The following is a 23,865-nucleotide window of genomic DNA, read 5'->3' as shown; positions in this document are numbered from 1 at the left end:
CGAAGCGCCCAGTATGCCGCCAGCCCACGGCGGCATGAGGTCTTGCGTATGATTTGCCGCTCCCCGCCTACATGACCATCCCCGCCTCTTTCATCCAGGAACTGATCGCGCGCGCCGACGTGGTGGAAATCGTCGGGCGCTACGTCCAGCTCAAGAAGGCGGGCGCCAATTTCATCGGGCTGTGCCCCTTTCATGGCGAAAAATCGCCCTCCTTCTCCGTCAGCCCGACCAAGCAGTTCTATCACTGCTTCGGCTGCGGAGCGCACGGCAATGCCATCGGTTTCCTGATGGAGCATGCCGGCATGGGCTTCGTTGAGGCGGTGCACGACCTCGCCGGCCAGTACGGCCTGCAGGTGCCCGAGGACGACGCCTCGCCCGAGGAACGCGCCCGTGCGGCCGGGCAACGCCAGAAGCAGGCGACCTTGTCCGAAGTGCTCGAGAAGGCGGGCGAGGCCTACCGCAGGCAACTGCGCCAGTCCCCCGCCGCCATCGACTACCTCAAGGGCCGTGGCCTCTCGGGCGAGGTTGCCCGGCAGTTCGGCATCGGCTACGCCCCGCCGGGCTGGCGCACGCTGGCCAGCGTCTTCCCCGACTACGACGACCCGCTGCTCGCCGAGAGCGGCCTGGTGATCGCCGGCGAGGCGGACGAAAACAGCGAAGGCAAGCGCTACGACCGCTTCCGCGACCGCGTGATGTTCCCGATCCGCAACGTCAAGGGCGAATGCATCGGCTTCGGCGGCCGCGTGCTGGGCGACGAGAAGCCCAAGTACCTCAACTCGCCCGAGACGCCGGTCTTCAGCAAGGGCCGCGAGCTCTACGGCCTCTACGAGGCCCGAGCGGCCTTCCGCGAGCGCGGCTACGCGCTGGTGACGGAGGGCTACATGGACGTGGTGGCGCTGGCACAACTGGGCTTCCCGAACGCGGTCGCCACCTTGGGCACGGCCTGCACCACGGAACATGTGCAGAAGCTCTTCCGCTTCACCGAATCGGTGGTGTTCAGCTTCGACGGCGACGCCGCCGGCCGGCGCGCCGCGCGCAAGGCGCTCGATGGCGCCCTGCCCTATGCCACCGATGTGCGCAGCGTCAAGTTCCTGTTCTTGCCGGCCGAGCACGATCCCGACAGCTTCATCCGGGAGTTCGGTGCCGATGCCTTCGCCCGGTTCGTCGGCGAGGCCACGCCGCTGAGCCGCTTCATGCTCGAGGCCGCCCGCGAGGGCTGCGACCTCGGCAGCGCCGAAGGGCGCGCCCACATGGCCAGCAACGCCCGGCCGCTGTGGAGCGCGCTGCCGGAAGGCGCGCTCAAGCGACAGCTCTTGACCGAAATCGCGGAAATGGTCCAGTTGAGCGCCCAGGAGCTGGGCGAGCTGTGGCTGCCGCCTGGGGCAGCCCGCTCCGCCGGGTCTGTCCCGCGCGAGCGTCGAGAGGGCCGGGCCCGCCCGCGGGAAGACCGCTACGCGTCGCGCCCTTCGCCGCCGCGCCCGCCCGCCCGCGGCCGCACCCTGCCTCCCGGGCGCGCCGACGTGGCGGCGCGCCTGCTGCTGTCGAACATGGCGGAATGGGAAGCCCTGCCTCACGAGCTCCATGCCCTGCTGTGCGAGCTCGCCGGGGAGCACGGGCAGCTCTTCGGCTGGCTGGACAGCCAGTTGCACGAACACGGAGTGCAGCCCTGGGCGGCCCTGCGCGAGGGCTTGCGCGGCCTGGACTTCGAGGCGCTGGCCCTGCGCGTCATGACCGGACCCGACGGCGGCCCGCTCGGCGATCCGGAGGGGGAGCAGGCGGCGGAGGCCGCGCGCGAGCTGCGCAACGTGCTCGATTTCATGCTGGACGACCGGCTCAAGGCCCAGCAGAGCGAAGCCATCGCGGCCGTGGGCAGCGACCCGCGGGCCCTGGAACGCTACAAGGCTTTGGAGGCGCGCCGGTTGGAGCTGCGCGCCCGCCTGCATCCGCCGCGTTGACCACCAGAGCCTTGCTTGAAAATTGCGCAGCGCGCTATAATGTAAGGCTTCGCCAACAAGCGAAATAGGCAAGAGCGACAGCAGCACCTCCGGGCCGACTCGATGCGCAACGCACTTTCCGATGAATCCACATCGGAATACGGGTCAAAAACCGCAAGGACTGCACACCAAATGTTCGCCCGACATCTTGTCTTTTGAAGAGCGCTCGAGAGGCCGCCAGCGGCCTTTTGTTCGTCCCTCTCTGTTTTTTGTGCTTCCGCCTGCGCCGGCCGTTGGCGCCTGTGATTGCGTTGGTTCATTCTTGTTGTACGAGGTCGTATGCCCAGTTCAAAGAAGCCTGCCGTGTCCGCCGCCAGCAAGCCCGTTGCAGAGAAACCGTTGAAAGCTGCGGCCCTGGCGGCAACTAAGACGGGTATCGCCGCGTCCAAGGCGACAGCCGCTACGAAAGTGAAAACCGTGCCCACCAAAACGTCTCCCACCGCCGAAACCAAGAAGTCCGCCGCAGCAGCGGTCGCCGACGCACCCGCCACCGCCGCCCGCAAGGTCGGGCGCCCGCCCAAGGCGGCAGGTGCGGCACCCGCCGCCGGCGGCGCCAAGCGTGGCCGCAAGCCCAAGGCTGCCGCCAGCGAGGCGCCGGCCAGCGATGTCGACCTGTCGGACATCGAAGACGAACTGGTCGGAGACGAACCCGCGGCGACCGAGGAAAAGGTCAAGCCCCTTCGCATGAAGATCAGCAAGGCGAAGGAACGCGCCTTGATGAAGGAATTCGGCCTCGACGAGACCGTGCTCTCCGAGGAAGACCTGGCCAAGCGCCGCTCCCGCCTCAAGACCCTGATCACCCTGGGCAAGACCCGCGGCTACCTGACGCACGGCGAGATCTCCGACCACCTGCCCGACAAGCTGGTCGACGCCGAGACCATGGAAGTCGTGGTCACCATGCTCAACGACATGGGCGTGGCGGTCTACGAGCAGACACCCGACGCCGAAACCCTGCTGCTGAACAACACCGCGCCGACCGCCACCACCGTCGAGGAAGCCGAAGAAGAGGCCGAAGCCGCCCTCTCGACGGTCGACAGCGAATTCGGCCGCACCACCGACCCGGTCCGCATGTACATGCGCGAGATGGGCACGGTCGAGCTGCTGACGCGCGAGGGCGAGATCGAGATCGCCAAGCGCATCGAAGGCGGCCTGATGGCCATGATGGAGGCCATCTCGGCCTCGCCCGCCACCATCGCCGAGATCCTGCGCCTGGGCCAGGAGATCCGTGAAGGCAAGGTGGTCATCTCCACCATCGTCGACGGCTTCTCCAACCCCAACGAGGCCGACGACTATGTGGCCGAGGAAGACTTCGACGAGTTCGACGAGGAAGACGACGACGACGGCAAGGGCGGCTCCAAGGCCCTGACCAAGAAGCTGGAAGAGCTCAAGAACGAGGCCCTCACCCGCTTCGACCGCATCGCCCTCCTGTTCGAGAAGGTCCACAAGATCTACGACAAGGAAGGCTACGGCACGCCGTCCTATCAGAAGGCGCAGCACGCGCTGTCCGAGGAGCTGATGACCATCCGCTTCACGGCCCGCACCATCGAGAAGCTGTGCGACCTGGTGCGCACGCAGGTGGACGACGTGCGCAAGAAGGAGCGCGAGCTGCGCCGCATCATCGTGGACAAGTGCGGCTTCCCGCAGGACGAGTTCATCCGCGACTTCAGCGGCTACGACAAGAGCGGCCACCGTGTGGCCTCCAACCTGCTCAATCTGAAGTGGGTCGAGAAGCAGGCCGCCGCCGGCAAGCCCTGGAGCGCCGTGCTGGCCCGCAACATCCCGCCGGTGCAGGAACTGCAGCAGAAGCTGGCCGACATCCAGTCGCGCGTGGTGGTGCCGCTGGCCGAGCTCAAGGACATCAACAAGCGCATGAACGAAGGCGAGTCCTCCTCGCGCGACGCCAAGAAGGAAATGATCGAGGCCAACCTGCGCCTCGTGATCTCCATCGCCAAGAAGTACACCAACCGCGGCCTGCAGTTCCTCGATCTCATTCAGGAAGGCAACATCGGCCTGATGAAGGCGGTCGACAAGTTCGAATACCGCCGCGGCTACAAGTTCTCGACCTATGCGACGTGGTGGATCCGCCAGGCCATCACCCGCTCGATCGCCGACCAGGCGCGCACCATCCGCATCCCGGTGCACATGATCGAGACCATCAACAAGATGAACCGGATCAGCCGGCAGCATCTGCAGGAGTTCGGCTTCGAGCCCGATGCCGGCATCCTGGCCGCGAAGATGGAGATCCCGGAAGACAAGATCCGCAAGATCATGAAGATCGCCAAGGAGCCGATCTCGATGGAAACCCCCATCGGCGACGACGACGATTCGCACCTGGGCGACTTCATCGAGGACAGCAGCAACACGGCGCCGATCGAGGCCGCGATGCAGGCCGGCCTGCGCGACGTGGTCAAGGACATCCTCGACAGCCTGACGCCGCGCGAGGCCAAGGTGCTGCGCATGCGCTTCGGGATCGAGATGTCGACCGACCACACGCTGGAAGAGGTGGGCAAGCAGTTCGACGTGACGCGCGAGCGCATCCGCCAGATCGAGGCAAAGGCACTGCGCAAGCTCAAGCATCCTTCGCGTTCCGACAAGCTGCGCAGCTTTATCGACACACTTTGACCCACCCCCGTTGCTTGCTCACTTCGGGTAGCCGCCTCCCCCCTCAAGGGGGCAACACCAGCGGCCCGGCCCTTCGCCGGGCTCAGGACAGGCCAAGGCCGGTTCCGCGGAGTTTCCCGAGCGGCCCTGGCTCCGCTCGGCGACAGCCGAAGGCATGAATCCCGACGCCGACAAACTCTGGCAAGCGCCCCGCTGGGCGCTCGCCGTGCTGCTGGCGGTGCTGGGCATGCTCGGCCCCTTTTCCATCGACACCTACATCCCGGCCTTCGCGGGCATTGCGCAGAGCATCGGCGCGACGCCGGCGCAGATGCAGCAAACCCTGTCGGCCTACCTCTTCGGCTTCGCCTTCATGAACCTGTTCCATGGCGCGCTGTCCGACAGTTTCGGCCGGCGGCCCGTGGTGCTGTGGGGACTGGCGGTGTTCACCATCGCCTCGCTGGGCTGCGCCCTGTCGCAGACCATCGCGCAGCTGGTGTTCTTTCGCGCGCTGCAGGGCCTGTCGACCGGCGCCGGCATCGTGGTTTCGCGCGCGGTGATCCGCGACATGTTCCCGCCCGCCGAGGCGCAGCGGGTCATGAGCCAGGTGACGATCTACTTCGGCATCGCACCCGCGATCGCGCCGATCATCGGCGGCTTCCTCTTCGTGCACCTGGGCTGGCACAGCGTGTTCTGGTTCCTGGTGGCCGTGGGCGTGGTGCTGTTCGCAGCCAACTGGAAGCTTCTGCCGGAAACCCTGCACAAGAGCGAGCGCCAGCCCTTCGAAGTGCGCCACCTGATGCGTGGCTACTGGAATCTCTGTTCCGATGCGCGCTTCCTGCTGCTCGCGCTGGCCAGCGGCGTGCCCTTCAACGGCATGTTCCTCTACGTGCTGGCGGCGCCGGCCTTCCTCGGCGACCACCTCGGCCTCGCGCCCACCCAGTTCTTCTGGTTCTTCCTGCTGACCATCGGCGGCATCATGACCGGCGCCTGGGCCAGCGGGCGCATGGCGGGCAAGGTGGCGCCCAAGCGGCAGATCCGCGACGGCTTCCTCATCATGCTGCTGACCTCCATCGTCAACGTGATCGCCAATGCGCTCTTCGCCCCCCACCCGGTCTGGGCGATATTGCCGCTTGCGGTCTTCGCGTTCGGCTGGGCGCTGATGGTGCCCGTGGTGACCTTGCTGGTGCTCGACCTTCATCCCGAGCGCCGCGGCATGGCTTCCTCGCTGCAGGCCGTGATCGGCTCGACCGCCAACGGCATCGTCGCCGGCGTGGTCGCGCCGCTGGTGATGCACTCCACCCTCGCCCTGGCGCTGACCTCGATCGGAATGATGAGCGTGGGCCTGGTGGCCTGGGCCTGGCTGCACGGGCGCTGGCCCGAGATCGGGCGAAGGGTCGCCGGCGAACTCGCCTGAAGACATGCCGAGGGAGCAACTGCGTACCTTCGCGCGCGCCTGGCTGCCGGCGCGCACCAACGTCGATGCCAGGGAGCGCCTGCGGGCAATCCTGGGTGCCGGGCTGGGCCTGCTGGTCACGGCACTGCTGTCCCAGTTGACGGGCGCTTCGATCGACAGCCGCTGGCTGATCGCGCCGCTGGGCGCCAGCGCCGTGCTGGTGTTCGCGCTGCCCGCCAGTCCGCTCGCGCAGCCCTGGTCGGTGGTTGCCGGGAACACCTTCTCGGCGCTGATCGGCGTCGCCTGTGCGCGATGGATGCCCGATCCGGTCTGGGCCAGTGCCCTCGCCCCCGCGCTCGCCATCGGGCTCATGTTCGGCTTGCGTTGCCTGCATCCGCCCGGTGGCGCAGTGGCGCTGTTCGCGGTGCTGAGCCAGACCACCCACTTTCCGTTTTCGCTCTATCCCGTGGCGCTCAATTCGGCGCTGCTCGTGCTGGCCGGCGTGCTCTACAACAGCCTGACGGGCCGGCGCTACCCGCATGTTCAGCTCGCGCCGCGCAAGCCCAGTGCCGATGCGCGCTTCAGCTCGGCCGACGTCGACGCGGTGCTCGCGCGCTACAACCAGGTGCTCGACATCAGCCGCGACGACCTCGAAGCGCTGATCCGCGAAACCGAGCTGGAGTCCTATCGCCGCCGCCTCGGCACGGTGCGCTGCGCCGACATCATGTCGCGCGACCCGGTAGTCGCCGAGTTCGGCACGCCGCTGCAGGAGGCCTGGGCCTTGATGCAGGCGCGCCGCATCAAGGCCCTGCCCGTGATCGACCGCACGCGCCGGGTGGTCGGCATCGTCACGCAGGCCGACTTCTTCCGCCACATCGACCTGGATCACCACGAGGGCCTGGCCGGTCGGCTGCGCGACTTCATCCGCGCGACGCGCACCGTGATGTCCAGCAAGCCCGAGGTGGTCGGCCAGATAATGACGCGCCAGGTGCGCGTGGCCAGCGAGGAGCGGCCGATGGTCGAGCTGGTGCCGCTGTTCTCCGAGGGCGGCCACCACCACATCCCGATCATCGATGGCGAGCGCCGGCTCACCGGCATGATCACGCAGTCCGACTTCGTGCGCGCGCTGTACCGCGCCGTGGGGCCGGAGGTCCCGCAGGAGGCCAGTGCCGCGGGTCGCTGAAACGGCCAGCAAGAAAGTCCAGCATGGCGCGCAGCGCAGCGGGCATCTGGCGCCGTGAGCTGTACACGCCGTAAACCCCCAGCGCCTGCGGGCGCCACTCCGGCAAGAGCGCGACCAGCCTGCCGCTGGCCATCAGGGGCTCGGCCGAGTACACCGGCTGCATGGCGATGCCGGCGCCCTCGAGCGCGGCGGCCAGCAGCACGCGTGATTCGTTGGCGCTGAGATTGCCGCCCACCGGCACCGCCAGCTGTTGCCCCTGCCGCTCGAACTGCCAGAGACTCTTGCCGAAGTAGGAATGGGTCAGGCAGTTGTGGAGCGCGAGCTCCTGAGGCAAGCGCGGCGTGCCGTGCTCGGCCAGGTAGGCCGGCGTGGCGCACACCAACGAGCCGCAGCTTCCCAGCGGCCGGGCGATCAGGTTCGGGTCCAGGTCGTTGGTGATGCGGATCGCGAGATCGATCCGCTCCTCCACCAGGTTCACCATGCGGTCGCTGATCTGCAGGTCGACGGCCGTCTGGGGATGCAGGCGCAGGAAGGCCGCCACCGCCGGCGCCAGGATGTCCTGCGCCAGCGATTGCGCGCAGCTCAGTCGCAGCAGGCCGCGCGGCAGCTCGTCCCGTGCATCGGCGGCGACCGGCATCTGCCCAGCGATCTCGAGCATCTGGCGGGAGCGCGCCAGCGTCTCCTCGCCCGCGGGCGTCAGGCTGATGCGGCGGGTGGTCCGGTGCAGCAGCCGGGCGCCGGCCCAACCCTCCATGTGCGCCAGGTAGCGCGTGACCATGGCGCGGGACATGCCCAGGGCCTCGGCGGTCGCGGTCATGCTGCCGCGCTCGGCCACGTTCAGGAAGACCTGCGAAGCGGTGATTCGGTCCATGATGATCTGATCGATTTGAGCAACAAACCATTGCATGTTAGGCGGTTTTTGGATCGGATCGAGCAACATAAGATTCGCTCCGTTCCCAACTCCCGGACGCTCACCACATGCTTCGCCGAACCCTTCTCACCACCGGCCTGGCCTCGCTCGCCGCGGTCCACCTGCTCCCGGCATCGTCCGCCGAAGCCGCGTTTCGGCTCGAGTGGGGGACAGTGAAGTTCACCGCCGACCATGTGAAGAACTTCGAGTTGAAATGGCCGGCCCAGTGAACGGCCCCACCCTCCACTACGTCTTCGACCCGCTGTGCGGCTGGTGCTACGCCGCGGCCCCGCTGGTCCAGGCGGCACGGGCGGTACCCGGCCTCGCGATCGCGCTGCACGGCGGCGGCATGATGACCGGGCCGAACCGGCGCACCATCACGCCCCAATGGCGCGACTACGTGATGCCGCATGACCGGCGGATCGCGCAGCTCACCGGCCAGCCCTTCGGCGAAGCCTACTTCGAAGGCCTGCTGCGCGACACCACGGCGGTGATGGATTCCGAGCCACCGACCACGGCCATTCTTGCGGCCGAGGCGCTGGGGGGCCGAGGACTCGATCTGCTCCAGCGCCTGCAGCGCGCCCACTACGTCGAGGGGCTGCGCATCGCCGATGCCTCGGTCCTGCGCGAGATGGCCGCCGACATCGGCCTCGACGGCCCGGCCTTTGCTTCCGCGGCCCTGGCGCATGCCGGCGAGCCCACGCGCGAACACTTCGCCGAGAGCCGTGCGCTTTTGGCGCGCATGGGCGGCAGCGGCTTTCCGAGCTTCGCCCTGGCGCACGGCGGCGGCCGCCTCGAACGCATCGACGCCAGCCCTTGGGTCGGCCGGCCCGAGGCCTGGCAGCAGCACCTGGCCCAGGCGGCGCGGCAGGCTGACTGAGACACCTTCTTCCATCTTCTTTTCTTCAACCAGGAGTTCTTCCATGAGCCATATCGCCATCCTCGGCATCACCGGTCGCGTCGGTTCCCGCATTGCCAACGAGCTGCTTGCACGCGGCCACACGGTCACCGGCATCGCACGCAACATCGACAAGGTTCAGCCCCATCCCGGTCTCGCGCTCAAGCAGGCCGACGCCACACGGCTCGATGCGCTGGTGCCGCTGCTTCGCGGCCATGACGTCATCGTCAGTGCGACCCACTTCGCGGGCGGCACCGATGCGGCCACCGCCATCGCCGCCGCCAAGCAGGCGGACGTGGAGCGCCTGCTGGTGGTCGGCGGCGCGGGCAGCCTCGAGATCGCGCCGGGCCAAGCGCTCGTCGACACGCCCCAGTTCCCCGAGGCCTACAAGGCCGAAGCGCTGGCGGGCCGCACCTTCCTGGAATCGCTGCGCGCCGAAAAGGAACTCGACTGGACCTTCCTCTCGCCCTCCGCCCTGCTCGAGCCCGGCGAGCGCACCGGCAGCTACCGTGTCGGCGGCAATCAACTGCTGGCCGACGCCAACGGCAAGAGCTGGATCTCGATGGAGGACTACGCGATCGCCATGGCCGACGAAATCGAGAAGCCCGCGCATCCGCGCCAGCGCTTCACCGTCGGGTACTGAACGGGCCGCCGCAGACGCCTCGACCGTCGTCATTGCGGCGAGAAAGACGCGAAATCTGTTCAGCGGCCCGCAATCGCCGTAGCCCTTCGTAGAATTTTTTTCTACAACTTTTCAATGGGGTTACATGAGACTTGTCGGCATTGGCTTTGCGGCACTCGCACTCGTCGGGCTCATCGCCTGTTCCAAGGTACCCGACACGGTGAAGATCGGCGTCGCCCAGCCTTTGTCGGGCCCGCTGGCCGCCCTGGGCAAGGACATGCTCCAGGGCGTCGAGCTGGCGGTGAAGGAGATCAACAGCAGCGGCGTCGAAGTGGACGGAAAGACGGTGCGTTTCCAGATCGTCGCCGTCGACGATCAATCGAGTGCGGGTGTCGGCGAGCAGGTTGCCCGACAGCTCGTCGACCAGGGCGTGGTGGCGGTCATCGGCCACCTCAATTCTGGCGTGAGCATCCAGGCTGCGCCGATCTACGCTGCGAAGAACATCCCGCAGCTCGCCATTTCCACCCAGCCCAAGTACACGCAGCTCGGCTTTCCCACGACGCTGCGGCTGGTGGCCAGCGACACGATCCAGGGACGCGCCATGGGCGCCTATGCGGCCACGACGTTGAGCGAGAGCGCCGGCGCCTGTGCCGTCGTCGACGACAGCTCGTCCTATGGCAAGGCATTGGCCGACCTGGCGGAAAAATCGCTCAGGACCCATGGCCGAACCGTCGCCCTGCGTCGGTCCTTCGACGACAAGACCACCGAGTTCGGCTCCCTGGTCAAGGAGTTGAAGACCCGTTCGGTCGAAACCATCGTCACGACCCTCGCCGACTTCCAGGTCGTGGCGCTCGTCGGGCAGTTGGCAGACGCCGGCCTGAACAACATCAAGATCGTCGGCGGCGACACCCTCAAGACGAACAAGCTGCTGGCGCAGAAGCTCCCGCTCGAAGTCTTCGCCACCTCGCCGGTTCTGGAGCCGATGGAGTTCTACCGCGGCGCCAAGTTCGTCCAAGCCTTCAGCGCTGCCCACGGCCACCCGCCGGTCTATGGCGCGCACTACGCCTACGATGCGATGTACCTGCTGTCCAACGCCGTGCAGCGGGCCAGGTCGGTCGACGGGAAGGTGCTCACTGCCAAGCTTCGCGAGCTCGACTTCATGGCCCCCGTCACCAACGTGATGAAGTTCGGGCCCGAGGGCGAGCAGCTCTACGGCAGCGTGGGTGTCTATCGACCGCGCGCGGGCCGCTGGGAAGCGCTGATGAGTTCAGACCGCTGGTAACCCGGTGGCGCGCGGCATGGTGATCGATCCAACCCGTGCAGGACCGATGCACCTTCAGCGCGCCACGCCCAGCAGCCGTTCCAGCACCTCCGGTTGCGCGCGCAAGCTCAGCGCGCGATCGGCATGCACCACCGTGCCGTGGTCCAGCACCACCGCCTCGTCCGAAATCGCGAGGACGGCCTGCGGATGCTGCTCCACGATGATGGCCGCCAGGCCTTCATCCTGCGTGATCCGGCGGATGGCGCGCAGCAGCTCCTCCACGATGATGGGCGCCAAGCCTTCCAGCGGCTCGTCCAGCAACAGCAGCCGCGGGTTCACCACCAGCGCCCGCCCCACCGCCAGCATCTGCTGCTCGCCGCCCGACAGCTGCGTGCCCAGGTTGCGCTTGCGCTCGGCCAGGCGGGGAAACATTTCATAGACCCGCTGCGGATTCCATTTGCCGGGCCGCTCCACCGCCGTCAGGTTCTCGTGCACGGTGAGCGACTTGAAGATATTGCGCTCCTGCGGCACCCAGCCGATGCCGGCCGCCGCGCGCTGGTGCGGCGACAGCTTGTGCAACGCCGCGCCCCCGAGCGTGATGCTGCCGCCGTGCTGGCGCGTCGCGCCTGCGAGCGTATTGATCAGCGTGGTCTTGCCGGTGCCGTTGCGTCCCAGCAGCGCCAGCGTCTGGCCTTCGCCGAGGGCGAGCGAGATATCGTGCAGCACCACGGCTTCGCCGTAGCCCGCGCTGAGCTTCTCGATGCGAAGCAGTTCAGACATCCACGGCTCCCTGGCCCAGGTAGACCTCCTTGACCTTCGGGTCGTTGGCAATCGTGTCGGGATCGCCCTCCGTGAGCAAGGCTCCATTGACCAGCACCGTCATGCGGTCTGCGAAGCTGAACACCAGGTCCATGTCATGCTCGATCAGCAGCACCGAGACATCGGCCGGCAACGCCGCCACGGTCTCCAGCAGCTCCTCGCGCTCGCCGGCCGGCACGCCGGCCACGGGTTCGTCGAGCAGCAGCACGCGCGGCTCGCAAGCCAGGGCGATCGCGATCTCCAGCAGGCGGCGCTTGCCGTAGGCCAGCTCGCGCGTCGGCTGATGCGCCACGTCGCCGAGGTGGAACTGCTCCAGCAACTGCACCGCGCGCTCCGAGACCCGGCCCGACGCGCCCAGCGGGCGCCACCACTGCGCCCCCAGGCCCGAGCGCTGCGACACCACCAGCGCCAGCGTCTCCAGCGGCGTCATCGAATCGAAGAGCTGGTTGATCTGGAAGGTGCGGACCATGCCGCGCGCAACGCGTGCGTGCGGCGCCAGGCGGGTGATGTCCTCGCCCTCCAGCACGATGCGCCCTGCGGTCGGCGTGAGCACGCCCGTGAGCAGGTTGACCAGCGTGGTCTTGCCAGCGCCGTTGGGGCCGATCAGCGCATGGCGCGCGCCGCGCTTCAGGTTCAGCGTGACGTTGTCGGTGGCGGTGATGCCGCCGAAGCGCATCACCAGCCCGGTGGCGGAGAGCACGATGTCCGTCGCAAGGCGAGCTTCGCCGTCAGCGGCGGTGCGAGCACCTTCGAGCGGCCGAGCGGTGCTCATCGCGCCGCTCCGGCCCGCCTGCCGAACCAGGTCCAGGGCTTCAGCAGCCGGTCGCGCCCGACCAGCACCAGCAGCACCAGGATGAGCCCGACCCAGAACATCCAGTACTGCGGCGTCACGGCCGAGAGCGTGTCCTGCAGCAGCTTGAAGACGATGGCGCCGGCAATGCCGCCGTAGAGCCAGCCGACGCCGCCGATCACCAGCATCAGCAGCACGTCGGCCGAGCGGTCGAAGGCCAGCACGTCGAGCGAGGCGAAGCCGGTCGTTTGCGCCAGCAGCGCGCCCGCCGCGCCGGCCACCGCAGCGGCCACGGTGTAGATCACCGCGATGCGCGAGACCACCGGAATGCCGATGGCCATCGCGCGCAGCCGGTTGTCCCGGATCGCCTTGAGCGTGGCGCCGAAGGAGGACTGCACGAGGCGCCGCATCACGACGAAGAGCAGCAGCAGCACGGCCATCGAATACCAGGCCGCCGTGCGCCCGTAGAGATCGAACTCGAACAGGCCCAGCACCGGCCCCATCACCACGCCCTGCAACCCGTCGGCGCCGCCGGTGAGCCAGTCCAGCTTGTTGGCCAGTTCCAGCAGCAGCAGCGCAGTGCCCAGCGTGACCATCAGCCGCGTGAGGTCGCTGCCGCGCAGGATGGTGATGCTGGCCACGGCGCCGAGCGCGGCCGAGGCGGCGATGGCGACCACCAGGCCCACGGTCGGGTCCGGCATCACGTGCTTGGCAAAGAGCGCGGACGTGTACGCGCCGAAGCCGAAGAAGGCCGCGTGCCCGAGCGAGACGATGCCGGTGTAGCCGAGGATCAGGTCCAGCGACAACGCGAACAGCGCGATGATCGCGATCTCGTTGATCATCAGCGCCTTCGACGGCAGCAGCGCCGGCAGCACGAAGACCACCGCCCAGAAAACGAACTCCCACGGCCGCCAGCGGGTCCGGGCGAGCAGCGCTGGTGGAGTCATGCCTTCCCTCCCCGGCGCGTGAACAATCCCTGCGGGCGCCACATGAGGATCAGGATCATCAGCAGGTAGACCGTGAAGGCCCCCATCTTGGGAATGAAGTACTTGCCCGCCACGTCGGCGATGCCCAGCAGCAGCGCGGCCAGCAGGGGCCCGGTGATCGACGAGGTGCCGCCGACCGAGACCACGATCAGGAAATAGATCATGTACTTGAGCGGGAAGGTCGGGTCCAGGCCCAGGATCTCGGCGCCGAGTGCGCCGCCCAGCCCGGCCAGGCCCGAGCCCACCGCGAAGGTCGCCAGGAACACCACGTTGACGTTGATGCCCAGACCGGCCGCCACGCGCGGATCGTCCACCGCCGCGCGCAGCCGGCTGCCGAAGCGCGTCTTCGACAAGATGAGCTGCAGCACCACCGTGAGCAGCGCGCACAGCACGATGATGAAGATGCGGTAGTGCCCCATGCCCAGCAGCAGCGCGCCGTCGCCGATCTCGGTGCGGCCGCGCAGCCACTCGGGCAGGTGGATGTTCTGCTGCGAGGAGCCGACGAAGAAGTCGATGGCCGCCACCGCCATGAAGGCCAGGCCGATGGAGAACAGCACCTGGTCGAGGTGCGACTTGCCGTACATCGGCCGGTACAGCGTGCGCTCCAGCAGTGCGCCGAGCAGCCCCACGAGCACGAAGGCGAGCACCAGGCAGGCCAGGAAGGGCACGCCCGCCTTCTGCATCGCGAACACCGTGAGATAACCCCCGGCCATCGCGAAGGCGCCATGCGCGAGGTTGATGAAGTTCATCAGCCCCAGCGTCACCGCCAGCCCGACGGCGAGCACGAAGAGCAGCATGCCGTAGGCGATGCCGTCGAAAAGAATGGTCAGCATCGGCCTGAGGGTGAGCCTATTGCTTGGCCTTGCCCGGGTCCTTGACGGCCTTGATCACGTCGAACTCCACGTTGTAGAGCTGTCCGTCCTTCTTCTCGACCTTGCGCAGGTACACGTCGTGCACGATGTCGCGCGTCTGGGCGTCGATCAGCACCTGGCCGCGCGGACTCTCGAAGAGCTGGCCCTTCATGGCGGCAAGCAGCGCGTCGCCGCCGCCCTGCCCCTTGGTGGTCTTGAGCGCCTCGTAGATCACGCGCATGCCGTCGTAGCCGCCCATGGCCATGAAGTTGGGGCGCATGTTCTTGTTGGCCTTCTGGAAGGCCTCGACGAACTTCTTGTTGAGCGCCGACGGGTGCGCGGCCGAGTAGTGGTGCGTGGTGACCACGCCCAGCGCGCCGTCGCCCATGTCGTTGAGCTGGTCGTCGTCGGTCACATCGCCGGTGGCGATCAGCTTGATGCCCGCCTTGTCCATGCCGCGCTCGATGAACTGCTTCATCACCGCCGCGCCGGCGCCCGAGGGCACGAAGACGAAGAGCGCGTCGGGCTTGGCGTCGCGCACCTTCTGCAGGAACGGCGCGAAGTCCGGATTGCGCAGCGGTACGCGCAGCTTGTCGAGCACCTTGCCGCCGTTGAGCTGGAAGCGCTCGGCGAAGTACTTCTCGGCATCGTTGCCCGGGCCGTAGTCGGTGACCAGCGTGACCACCGACTTGATGCCGTTCTTCGGTGCCCAGTCGCCCATCGCCACCGAGACCTGCGGCAGCGTGAAGCTGGTGCGCACGATGTAGGGCGAGGCCTCGGTGATGCTGGAGGTCGCCGCCGCCATCACCACCATCGGCGTCTTCGACTGCGTGGCGATGGGCGCGGTGGCCATGGCCGAGGGCGTGATGCCGAAGCCGGCCAGCACGTTGACCTTGTCGTTCACCACCAGTTCCTGCGCCAGGCGCTTGGTCACGTCGGGCAGGCTGGTGTCGTCCTTGACGATGAGCTCGATCTTCTTGCCCGCCACGGTGTCGCCGTTCTGCGCCATGTAGAGCCGGGCCGCCGCCTCGATCTGGCGGCCGGTGGAGGCCTGCTGCCCCGTCATCGGCAGCACCAGGCCGATCTTGAAGGTGTTGCCCTGGGCCTGCGCCAGCGGCATGGCCAGTGCGAGGGCAGTGAGGCTCGCGGCCTGCATGAGATGGCGACGTTGCATGGAAGTCTCCTTGTGGATGAAAGCGGGACGGGGCGTATTGTGATCAATTGAAACGACGTGCGCGCCTCGGCAAACACCTAAGGCGCCGGCCCGCGGCCGCTCTTTCTGCGCGATCTTTCGATCGATTGCGCGATCATCGCGCAAAGGGCCGAGGCCGGAGCCCGGGCTTCACGGCGCGTCGGGCCGCCACGCGGAATCGAGCGTGATGCTGCCGACCGCGCGCGACACGCAGGCGCAGATGCGGCGGCCCTCGCGCTTCTCCTGCTCGCTCAGGAACACGTCGCGGTGGTCGATCTCCCCGTCGACGCTCAGCACATCCATCGCGCACAGGCCGCATTCGCCGCGACGGCAGTCCCACAGCGTCTGCACCCCGGCGGCTTCGAGCGCTTCGAGCAGGCTGCTGTCGGCGGGCACCTGGATGCTCAGCGCGTGGCGCGGGATGCGCACCTCGAAGGCTTGCGCGGGCAGCCGGCCGCTGCTGCCGAAGGTCTCGAAGCGCAGGTCGGCCGGCGGCCGCCCCGCCGCCGCCCACGCGCGCTTGACCGCTTCCAGCATCGGCACCGGTCCGCAGGTGTAGAGCTGGCCGCCGCGCGGCAGGGCCGCGATCTCGGCGGCGAAATCGATGGGCGCGCTGCCGGTGTGGGCCTGCACGCTGCCGGCCCCCGAGGCGCCGAGCGCTTTCTGCAACAGCGGAAGGTAGGCCAGCTCCTCCGCGCTGCGCGCGCCGTACAGCATGCGCACGGGAACGCCGCGGCGTGCGCCCAGCGCGCCCAGGCGCTGCGCCATGAAGACCATCGGCGTGATCCCGATGCCGCCTGCCACCAGCAGGTAGCCCGGCGCCGTCGTATCGAGCCCGAAGTGGTTCTGCGGCTGGGTCACCAGCAGGCGATCGCCGGGCGCCAGGCGCCACATCGCGAGCGAGCCGCCGCGCCCGTCGTCCAGGCGCTTGACGGCGATGCGCCACGCGCGGCCGTCGGGCTCGCCGACGAGCGAGTAGTGGCGCGTCTGCATCCGGCCGGCGCCGGGCGCGCCGACCAGCAGCTGCACCTGGAGATGGGAACCGGGCTCGTAGGCGGCCGCGAAGCCGGTCTCGGGCGTGATCTCGAACTCGCGCACCGTGGGCGTGAGGTCGCGGCAGGCGGCGATGCGCGCCGGCATCCAGTGAACTTCGCTTGTCATCGTGATCGAGAAGGTTGTCAGGCCCGGCGGCGAATCAGTTGCACGCCCGGCAGGGGATGGTTGTGCGCGCCATGCAGCGCCTCGCGCAGGTTGCGCTGCGCAAGGCGGCTGTGCTCGCGCATGAGCGCCTCGGCGCGCGAGCCCTCGCGGTTCTCGATCGCGTCGAGCACCTGGCCGTGCTGGTCCTGCGCGATCACGAGCATGTCGCGCGCGGCCGGCGAGTTGGCCTGCACCACCACGAAGGCCGAGGGCGAGGCGAAGGGCAGATTGGTCGCGCGCTCCAGCTGCTGGGCGATCAGCGGGCTGCCCGCCATTTCCGACAGCAGCCGGTGGAACAGCCCGTTGAATTCGACATAGCGCGAGAAGGCGGCATCGTCGAGCGCGGGCTCCTTCAGGAGCTCGTCGATGCGCTTGAGGCAGGCGCGCGCTTCGCGCAGCACCACCGGCGCCGCTCCGCGCTCGGCGGCGAGCCGCGCCGCCAGCCCCTCCAGCGTGCCGCGCAGCTCGATGGCATCGGCCACATCGCGCTCGGAGAAGGTGCGCACCGCATAGCCGCCGTTGGGCAGTGCCTGAAGCAGGCCTTCCTGCTCGAGCCGCATGAGGGCGCTGCGCACCGGCGTGCGCGAGACGCCCAGCGACTCGGAGATCGCCACTTCGGCAATTCGGGTGCCGCCCGGCAGCTCGCCGGCCAGCACCATCTCGCGCAGCCGCAGCTGGGCCTTGACGGCTTGCGAGCTGCCGGCTTCCGCGGAAGGCTCGCCGCCGGAGCCGCCACCCGCGTTCATCGCGGCGCCTCCGCCACGGCCACCGGCCGGATCGGGATGGCGGCCGCGGCCGGCTGCTCCTTCGCGATCAACTGGTCGATCAGCCGCCGCGCCCACATGGCGCCGGCGTCGATGTTGAGGTTGTGGAACTCCTGCCCGGGACGATCGTCGATGGCGCGCTGCTGCGCCTCCAGCACCAGCTCGTCTTCGCGGAAGATGCCGGCCACGCCCTCGCGCAGCTCGTGCGTGAGGCGCTGCTCGCCGATGCAGTAGTTGCGCGCGAAGGCCCAGAAGTAAAGGCAGCTGGTCTCGGTCTCGGGCGTGATGGTGTTGAGCACGTAGCCGTTCACGCCGCGGCTGCGGTCGCCCGGCTGGCCCTCGCGCGGCACCGCGCCGCTGCCCGCCGGCGCCACGCCCACGTCGATGTTGACCGTGCACGGCCCTTCGAAGCGGATGATCTGCCAGCGGTCCACCTTGCCCTCGTAGCCGCGGGCGTGGCGGATCTGCGCGGCCCAGAAGGGCGGCGCGTCGATGTTCTCCATCCAGCGCGTGACGGTGGCCGAGCGGTCGCCGTGCGTGGCGACGAAAGGCGCCTCGGCCACCGCGCGATTGCCGATGGAGGAGCCGTGCACGAAGGTCTCGTGCGTGAGGTCCATCAGGTTGTCGACCACCAGCCGGTAGTCGCAGGCCACGCGGATCATCTTGCCGTCGCCGGCCCAGGCCGGGTCGTCGTTCCAATGCATGTCCGGCACCAGCGCCGGGTCGGCCAGGGCCGGGTCGCCGGGCCAGACCCAGACGAAGCGGTGCTTCTCCACCACCGGATAGGAACGCACGCAGGCCGAAGGGTTGAGCGTCTCCTGGCTGGGCATGTGGGTGCAGCGGCCCTGGCTGTTGTAGACCAGGCCGTGGTAGCCGCACACCAGCTCGTCGCCTTCCAGCCGGCCCAGCGACAGCGGCATCAGGCGATGCCAGCAGGCGTCTTCCAGCGCGGCGACCTGGCCGTCGCTGCGCCGGTACATCACGAGCTTCTGCTTGCAGATGGTGCGGGCGAGCAGGCTGTGCTTGAGCTCGACGTCGTAGGCGGCGGCATACCAGGCGTTGAGGGGAAAGGAGCTTGTGGAGCGACTCATGGGATACGCAATGTATACATTGAATGTCGATTAGCCAATACTTTCAGCTAAATTCAAGGGTAAATACGGGTATCGATGTATCCATTGGAGACGATCGCCGTGCGTTTACGATCGGTCGTTCTTTTCCAGATCCGACGGAGCCCACCATGTCCGAACACGCCCGCCTCCCTGCCCGCTACGACCATGTCGGCAGCTTCCTTCGCCCCAAGTACCTGCTCGAAGCCCGGGAGCAAAAAGCCAGGGGCGAGATCACGCCCGAGCAGCTTCGCCGGGTCGAAGACAAGGCCATCACCGAGATCGTGAAGTTCCAGGAGGACATCGGCCTCAAGAGCATCACCGACGGCGAATTCCGCCGCACCTACTTCCACATCGACTTCCTCGAGCAGTTGGGCGGCGTGAAGACCGACATCCCGGTCACCATCCGCAAGCCAGACGGCACCGAGGAACTCGCGCCGCCGGTGATGCGCGTCATCGACAAGGTCACGCACGCCAAATGCATCCAGCTGGCCGACTTCGAGTACCTCAAGAGCCAGGTGTCGGCCGGCAACACGCCGAAGGTCACCATCCCCTCGCCCACCATGCTGCACTTCCGCGGCGGCCGCGCCGGCATCAGCAAGGAGGCCTACCCGGAGCTCGACCCGGCGTTCTACGACGACGTGGCGAGGGCCTACGGCGACGAGCTGCGCTCGCTGGCCGCGGCCGGCTGCACCTACGTGCAGATGGACGACACCAACCTCGCCTACCTGTGCGACGAGAAGATGCGCGAGGCCGCCCGCCAGCGCGGCGACGACCCCAACGAGCTGCCGCACCGCTATGCCGCCTTCATCAACAAGGTGGTGGCGCAGAAGCCCGCGGGCATGACGCTGGCCATGCACCTGTGCCGCGGCAACTTCAAGAGCACGCACGCGGCGGCCGGCAACTACGAGCCGGTGGCCGAGGCCCTGCTCAAGGAGATGGACCTGGACGCCTACTTCCTCGAGTACGACGACGCCCGCTCGGGCGACTTCCGGCCGCTGCGCTTCCTGCCCAAGGGCAAGACCGTGGTGCTGGGCCTGGTGACCACCAAGTTCGGCGAGATGGAGGACAAGGACGAGCTCAAGGAGCGCATCGAGGCGGCCGCCAAGTACGCGCCGCTGGAGCAGCTGGCGCTGTCGCCGCAGTGCGGCTTTTCGAGCACGGTGCACGGCAACAACATCGCCGTCGAGGCCCAGCGCGCGAAGCTGCGCCTGGTGGTGGAGACCGCGCAGGAGGTCTGGGGCTCGACCTGAGGTGCACGCCCGGTGAAGTCGCGGCATGATCGCGCTTCATGAAGCTCTTCACCGGCCCTCTCAGCATGTTCGGCGCCAAGGCGCAGATCGCGGCGCTCGAAAAAGGCATCGCGATCGACGCCGTCATGGTGCCTTTCGACAAGGACGACAACTACCTGCCCAAGCACCCCGAGGTGCTGCGCATCAATCCAAAGCGGCAGGTGCCGGTGCTGATCGACGGCGAGGTCGAGATCTTCGATTCGACGCAGATCTTCGAATACCTCGAAGACGCAGCGCCCGAGCCGCCGCTGTGGCCCCGCGAGGTCGCCGGCCGCGCCCGGGCCCGCCAGCTCGAGCACCTGTCGGACGAGGTGTTCTTCCCCCACGTGATCAGGCTCATGGGCCTGCAGCACGACATGCAAGGCGAGGCGGCCGTCGCGGCCTGCGCCGCCTGCGCCCGCTTCTATGCGCAGATGGAAGAGCGGCTCGCGCACGCCGAGTACCTGGCCGGCCCCTACTCCTTCGCCGACATCGCCTTCTACATGGCGCAGGTCTTCGCCGACCGCAAGGGCGCCGGCATGACGGATGCCACGCCGCGCCTCCTGGCCTGGCGCGAGCGCGTGGGCGCGCGCCCGGCGGTGCGCGCCGTGGTCGGGCCGATGATGCGCTTCCTGGCCTCGGAGGGACGGCCGGTGCCCGCATCCCTCCAGTCGCACCTCGCCGCGTGAACCGCATCGACGACTGGCTGGACTGGCTGCCCTCGCCGTCGCAGCACTTGCTGGTCGTGACCTTCGCGCTGCTGGTCTACGTGCTCACCACGCGCGGGCGGCGCGAGCACCGCGCCCCCACCACCGCGATCGCCTGGGTCATGGGCCTGGTGCTGATGCCTTACCTCATCCTGCCCATGTACCTGCTCTTCGGCCAGCGCAAGCTGCGGCCCGCGGGCTCGCGGCGAACGCAGCGCTCGGTCCCGGCCGGGCACTGGGCGGCCGACCTGATCGAGAGCTTCGGGCTCGCCCCGCCCGGCCCCTGCGCGGTGCGCTTCCATGCCGACGGCGGCGCGGCGCGCGACGCGCTCTGGGCTGTGATCGAGGGCGCGCGCAAGCGCATCGACGTCTGTACCTTCATCATCGGCGACGACGCGCTCGGCCACGAGGCGATCAACCGGCTGTCGCGGCGTGCGCGCGAGGGCGTCAAGGTCCGCGTGCTGCTCGACGGCTTCGGCGCCCTGTCGCTGCCGCGCCATCACTTCGACACGCTGCGCGAGGCCGGTGCCGACGTGGCCGTGTTCCGCCCCCTCTTCAGCCTGCGCCGCACGGGCCCGCGCAACCTGCGCAACCACCGCAAGCTCACCATCGCGGACGACGGCTGGCTGTGGTCGGGCGGGCGCAACCTGGCGGGCGAGTACTTCCTCGGCAACGACGAACACCCGGATGCCTGGCACGACCTTTCCTTCGACCTCCAGGGCAGCGTGGCCGCAGCGGCGGCGCGCCAGTTCGACCACGACTGGGCCTCGGTGCGCGGACGCAGGCCGCGCGCCATCGTGGCCGCTGCACCGCCCTCGGGCGAGCTCGCGCAGTTCCTGCCCAGCGGGCCCGACCAGACCGAGGACACGGCCCACGCGCTCCTGATCGATGCCTGCTTCCGCGCCGAGCACCGGCTGCTCGCGATCACGCCCTACTTCGTGCCCGGCGACGGCCTGCGCGATGCCCTGCGCCTGGCGGCGCGGCGCGGCGTGCAGGTCACGATCGCGATGCCGGCGCGATCCAATCACCGGCTGGCCGACTTCGTGCGCGCCCGCGCCATGCGCGACCTCGCGCGCGCCGGCGTCAGCTTTCGCATGCTGCCCTTCATGGCCCATGCCAAGGCGGTGGTGGTGGACGAGCAGCTCGCGCTGTGCGGCTCGATCAACCTCGACATGCGCAGCCTGCTGCTGAACCACGAGGCGGCGGTCGTGTTCTACGGCGCCGAACAGATCGACTGGCTGGCGCAGTGGATCGAGACCACCGCGTCGGCCGGCGAAAGCTATCGCGCGCGCCGCCCGGGGCTGGTGCGGGACGTGGCGGAAGGGCTGCTGCTGACGGTCGCGTTCCAGCTCTGAGCGGAGCGCTAGGAGGGCTTGGGACTCTTCGAGGACTCCAAGTTGCTGTAGCTCGCATTGCCCAGCCCGGTGCCGATGGTCAGCACCGCCCAGCGCTTCACGTCGCGCATGAAGGGCAGCTCGCTCAAGCCCTGCACCACTGCGTCGTTGTGCATCAGCACCATCGTCGGCACGCCGCGGATGGTGGGGATCTTCTTCGCGAGCGCGGTGGGCAGGTGGAAATGCTCGCTGGTCCAGTCGCCGGGCATGTTCTGCGCGCCGCGCGCGATCGAGCCGTCCTTGCGGATCAGGCCCGGGCAGCCGATGCCGACGAAGGGAGCGAGGCGAATGCCCTTCTTCTTGCAGTAGCGCACCTGCTCCTCCAGCATCTCGGCCAGCCGCGCGACCAGGGCGCGGCGGTTCGGGCCGTCGTCGCGATGGCGCCACTTCTCGCGCCGCACCACCTTCGCCTTCGACAGGTCGGGCGCGCGCTTGCGCCGCGTCCTCACGATGCCGCAGCGCACGTTGGTCCCGCCGATGTCCAGCGCCAGGATGGCGTCGTAGTGTTCCAGCAGTTCCGGCGGCGCCAGGTGGACCCAGCCGAGCAGCCCGCCGTCGTCGGTCTCGTGGCAGATGCGCGCGAGCTCCACCTGCACCTTCATCTCCTGCAGGATGGCGGCCGCCTGCAGCACGGCCCGCTCGCCCACGTCGCTTTCCGGGAAGCCGCCGCCGATGACGATGCGCTCGACACCTGCCCAGGAGGGCTGGCGCAGAAAGCTCCGGATGACCTCGGCCAGCGCTTCGGCGAATTGCTCGATGGCCGCGTGGACCACGTCGGTCGCTTCCGTGGCCTGGCCTTTCTTCAGCGCTGCATCGAGCGTGCCCTTAGCCAGGTCCTTCGAATGCTGCTCGCCCAGCGGGTCCTTCTTGCCTTTCTTGCGCAGCCGCCGGCGCCAGCCCTCCAGCAGCTCGCGGAAGGCCGTCTGGCTGGCCTGGTCGCCCAGGAAGCCCTCGTCGCCGCGCAACTGAAGGCTGTACCCCTCGACCAGCACGGCCGGCAACTCTTTCGCGCCATGGATGTCGGCCGACGGAGGCGTCGGCGCCTGGCGGGCGTTGCTCTTGCTCTTCTTCGATCGCGTCTTGTCTTCTGAAGCCATGAAGTCCTTCGCGGGTTTCGGGTTGCGCGGTCAATCGGCCGTCGCTTCGAGGATAAGGCGCGTCGTCTCCTCGGGCGCATCCCAGTGCGGGAAGTGGCCGCAGCGCTCGAACCAGTGCAGTTGCGCGCCGGGGAACAGCTGCAGCGCGCGCGCCGCCTGCCGCGGCGGGCAGATGCGGTCGAGCCGCCCCCAGCCGATCACGAGCGGCTTGGACAGGCGGCTCGCGTCCGTCCCCACTTGCGCCGGCTGGCGCAACAGCGCGTGCAGCACCGCCTCGAAGGAGCGCGCGGATGCATAGCTGCGCATTTCCTCGAGCACCATCGACGGCGGCAGCGCAGCCGGCTCGACCGAGAACCGCGCCAGCAGCAGGCGCCGCGACCATTCGTGCGCGATGAGGCTCGGCATGGCGAATTGCAGGGTGCGCGCCAGGCGGCGCGAGAGCCGGGCCGACGCGACGAAGAGGATGCGCTCCCAGCCGACCCAGAAGCCGCCCGGCCCCATCGAGATCACCGAGCCGAGCACGCCGCCGCGGCTCGCCAGCTCGAGCAGGAGCCGCGCGCCGATCGAGCTGCCGGCCGCATCGGTGCCGATCAGCTCGTGTTCCCGCAGAAACTGCGCGAGCGCGTCGGCCATCGTCTGCACCGAGATTTCGCCGTCCAGCGGCGGGCTCTTGCCGAAGCCGGGCAGGTCGATCGCCGTCACGCTGCGCCGGGCCGCGAGCGGTTCCATGATGCCTTGCCACGAGCGCCAGCTGCTGCCCAGTCCATGGACGAGCAGCAGCGACTTGCCTTGACCACGCCGGACGTAATTGATGAGCACGGTTCGC

Annotated in this window: 22 protein-coding genes; 11 read left to right on the top strand and 11 right to left on the bottom strand. The window is 68.5% G+C overall.

From position 1 onward, the window contains the following. The first annotated feature begins 71 nt into the window (after positions 1-71). The 4 genes from dnaG to AC3A6Y_RS25975 all read left to right on the top strand — a co-directional run bounded on the left by dnaG (position 72) and on the right by AC3A6Y_RS25975 (position 7,171). Positions 72-1,955 (top strand): DNA primase, encoded by a 1,884-nt coding sequence (gene dnaG, locus AC3A6Y_RS25990; RefSeq protein ID WP_487871117.1) that lies wholly within the window; start codon positions 72-74, stop codon positions 1,953-1,955. Positions 1,956-2,273: 318 nt separating this feature from the next. Continuing rightward, positions 2,274-4,616 (top strand): RNA polymerase sigma factor RpoD, encoded by a 2,343-nt coding sequence (gene rpoD / locus AC3A6Y_RS25985; protein ID WP_487871116.1) that lies wholly within the window; start codon positions 2,274-2,276, stop codon positions 4,614-4,616. 154 nt (positions 4,617-4,770) lie between these two features. After that, positions 4,771-6,009, top strand: a complete 1,239-nt coding sequence (locus AC3A6Y_RS25980; RefSeq protein WP_487871115.1) for a multidrug effflux MFS transporter — start codon at positions 4,771-4,773, stop codon at positions 6,007-6,009. A gap of 4 nt (positions 6,010-6,013) precedes the next feature. Then, positions 6,014-7,171, top strand: a complete 1,158-nt coding sequence (locus AC3A6Y_RS25975; RefSeq protein ID WP_487871114.1) for an HPP family protein — start codon at positions 6,014-6,016, stop codon at positions 7,169-7,171. On the opposite strand, the gene AC3A6Y_RS25970 is transcribed toward AC3A6Y_RS25975, so the two are convergent. Then, complete coding sequence (locus AC3A6Y_RS25970; protein WP_487871113.1) at positions 7,089-8,042, bottom strand: LysR family transcriptional regulator; 954 nt, start codon at positions 8,040-8,042, stop codon at positions 7,089-7,091. The two genes, AC3A6Y_RS25975 and AC3A6Y_RS25970, sit on opposite strands and share 83 nt — an antisense overlap. A gap of 107 nt (positions 8,043-8,149) precedes the next feature. Here AC3A6Y_RS25970 and AC3A6Y_RS25965 point away from each other — a divergent pair, with 107 nt between their 5' ends. The 4 genes from AC3A6Y_RS25965 to AC3A6Y_RS25950 all read left to right on the top strand — a co-directional run bounded on the left by AC3A6Y_RS25965 (position 8,150) and on the right by AC3A6Y_RS25950 (position 10,883). Next, positions 8,150-8,311 (top strand): hypothetical protein, encoded by a 162-nt coding sequence (locus tag AC3A6Y_RS25965; RefSeq protein WP_487871112.1) that lies wholly within the window; start codon positions 8,150-8,152, stop codon positions 8,309-8,311. Next, positions 8,308-8,961 carry a DsbA family protein gene (locus AC3A6Y_RS25960; RefSeq protein WP_487871111.1) on the top strand — a complete coding sequence of 218 codons (654 nt, stop codon included), beginning with the start codon at positions 8,308-8,310 and terminating at the stop codon, positions 8,959-8,961. The genes AC3A6Y_RS25965 and AC3A6Y_RS25960 overlap by 4 nt, the downstream gene beginning before the upstream one ends. A 43-nt stretch (positions 8,962-9,004) precedes the next feature. Continuing rightward, on the top strand, positions 9,005-9,622 hold the full coding sequence (locus tag AC3A6Y_RS25955) for an NAD(P)-dependent oxidoreductase (RefSeq protein WP_487871110.1): 618 nt from the start codon (positions 9,005-9,007) through the stop codon (positions 9,620-9,622). Between the two features lie 124 nt (positions 9,623-9,746). Then, on the top strand, positions 9,747-10,883 hold the full coding sequence (locus AC3A6Y_RS25950) for a branched-chain amino acid ABC transporter substrate-binding protein (RefSeq protein WP_487871109.1): 1,137 nt from the start codon (positions 9,747-9,749) through the stop codon (positions 10,881-10,883). Between the two features lie 54 nt (positions 10,884-10,937). Here AC3A6Y_RS25950 and AC3A6Y_RS25945 read toward each other — a convergent pair whose 3' ends face one another. The 8 genes from AC3A6Y_RS25945 to AC3A6Y_RS25910 form a co-directional block, all read right to left on the bottom strand. Continuing rightward, complete coding sequence (locus AC3A6Y_RS25945; protein WP_487871108.1) at positions 10,938-11,642, bottom strand: ABC transporter ATP-binding protein; 705 nt, start codon at positions 11,640-11,642, stop codon at positions 10,938-10,940. Further along, a complete protein-coding gene (locus AC3A6Y_RS25940) occupies positions 11,635-12,357 on the bottom strand; it encodes an ABC transporter ATP-binding protein (protein ID WP_487871192.1) in 723 nt (240 codons plus the stop codon). The genes AC3A6Y_RS25945 and AC3A6Y_RS25940 overlap by 8 nt, the downstream gene beginning before the upstream one ends. A gap of 92 nt (positions 12,358-12,449) precedes the next feature. Continuing rightward, complete coding sequence (locus tag AC3A6Y_RS25935) at positions 12,450-13,418, bottom strand: branched-chain amino acid ABC transporter permease (RefSeq protein WP_487871107.1); 969 nt, start codon at positions 13,416-13,418, stop codon at positions 12,450-12,452. Then, complete coding sequence (locus AC3A6Y_RS25930) at positions 13,415-14,290, bottom strand: branched-chain amino acid ABC transporter permease (RefSeq protein WP_487871106.1); 876 nt, start codon at positions 14,288-14,290, stop codon at positions 13,415-13,417. Before AC3A6Y_RS25930 ends, AC3A6Y_RS25935 begins: the two co-directional genes overlap by 4 nt. Before the next feature lie 16 nt (positions 14,291-14,306). Further along, entirely contained in the window at positions 14,307-15,482 is a 1,176-nt protein-coding gene (locus tag AC3A6Y_RS25925; protein WP_487871105.1) for an ABC transporter substrate-binding protein, read from the bottom strand. Positions 15,483-15,650: 168 nt separating this feature from the next. After that, positions 15,651-16,661: a PDR/VanB family oxidoreductase gene (locus tag AC3A6Y_RS25920; RefSeq protein WP_487871104.1), complete on the bottom strand. Its 1,011-nt coding sequence runs from the start codon at positions 16,659-16,661 to the stop codon at positions 15,651-15,653. Between the two features lie 17 nt (positions 16,662-16,678). Continuing rightward, positions 16,679-17,446: a GntR family transcriptional regulator gene (locus AC3A6Y_RS25915; protein WP_487871103.1), complete on the bottom strand. Its 768-nt coding sequence runs from the start codon at positions 17,444-17,446 to the stop codon at positions 16,679-16,681. After that, positions 17,443-18,555 carry an aromatic ring-hydroxylating dioxygenase subunit alpha gene (locus AC3A6Y_RS25910; protein ID WP_487871102.1) on the bottom strand — a complete coding sequence of 371 codons (1,113 nt, stop codon included), beginning with the start codon at positions 18,553-18,555 and terminating at the stop codon, positions 17,443-17,445. The genes AC3A6Y_RS25915 and AC3A6Y_RS25910 overlap by 4 nt, the downstream gene beginning before the upstream one ends. A 146-nt stretch (positions 18,556-18,701) precedes the next feature. Between AC3A6Y_RS25910 and AC3A6Y_RS25905 the strand changes: the two genes are divergently transcribed. Genes AC3A6Y_RS25905 through AC3A6Y_RS25895 form a run of 3 tightly spaced genes read left to right on the top strand, consistent with a single transcriptional unit; the run spans position 18,702 to position 21,903 of the window. After that, the gene (locus tag AC3A6Y_RS25905; protein WP_487871101.1) at positions 18,702-19,823 is read left to right on the top strand and encodes a 5-methyltetrahydropteroyltriglutamate--homocysteine S-methyltransferase; all 1,122 of its coding nucleotides are present in this window, start codon (positions 18,702-18,704) and stop codon (positions 19,821-19,823) included. Between the two features lie 38 nt (positions 19,824-19,861). Then, positions 19,862-20,530 (top strand): glutathione S-transferase family protein, encoded by a 669-nt coding sequence (locus AC3A6Y_RS25900; protein ID WP_487871100.1) that lies wholly within the window; start codon positions 19,862-19,864, stop codon positions 20,528-20,530. Next, positions 20,527-21,903, top strand: coding sequence for a phospholipase D-like domain-containing protein (locus AC3A6Y_RS25895; RefSeq protein ID WP_487871099.1), 1,377 nt, complete (start codon positions 20,527-20,529; stop codon positions 21,901-21,903). The genes AC3A6Y_RS25900 and AC3A6Y_RS25895 overlap by 4 nt, the downstream gene beginning before the upstream one ends. An 8-nt stretch (positions 21,904-21,911) precedes the next feature. On the opposite strand, the gene AC3A6Y_RS25890 is transcribed toward AC3A6Y_RS25895, so the two are convergent. Further along, on the bottom strand, positions 21,912-23,039 hold the full coding sequence (locus AC3A6Y_RS25890) for an ROK family protein (RefSeq protein ID WP_487871098.1): 1,128 nt from the start codon (positions 23,037-23,039) through the stop codon (positions 21,912-21,914). Between the two features lie 30 nt (positions 23,040-23,069). Beyond that, positions 23,070-23,858 (bottom strand): alpha/beta fold hydrolase, encoded by a 789-nt coding sequence (locus tag AC3A6Y_RS25885; protein ID WP_487871097.1) that lies wholly within the window; start codon positions 23,856-23,858, stop codon positions 23,070-23,072. Positions 23,859-23,865: the final 7 nt, after the last annotated feature.

The organism is Variovorax sp. Soil_C_17, from assembly GCF_057657265.1.
Note: the sequence above shows the minus strand (reverse complement) of the source record. Positions and strands in the feature narration are given on the sequence as shown.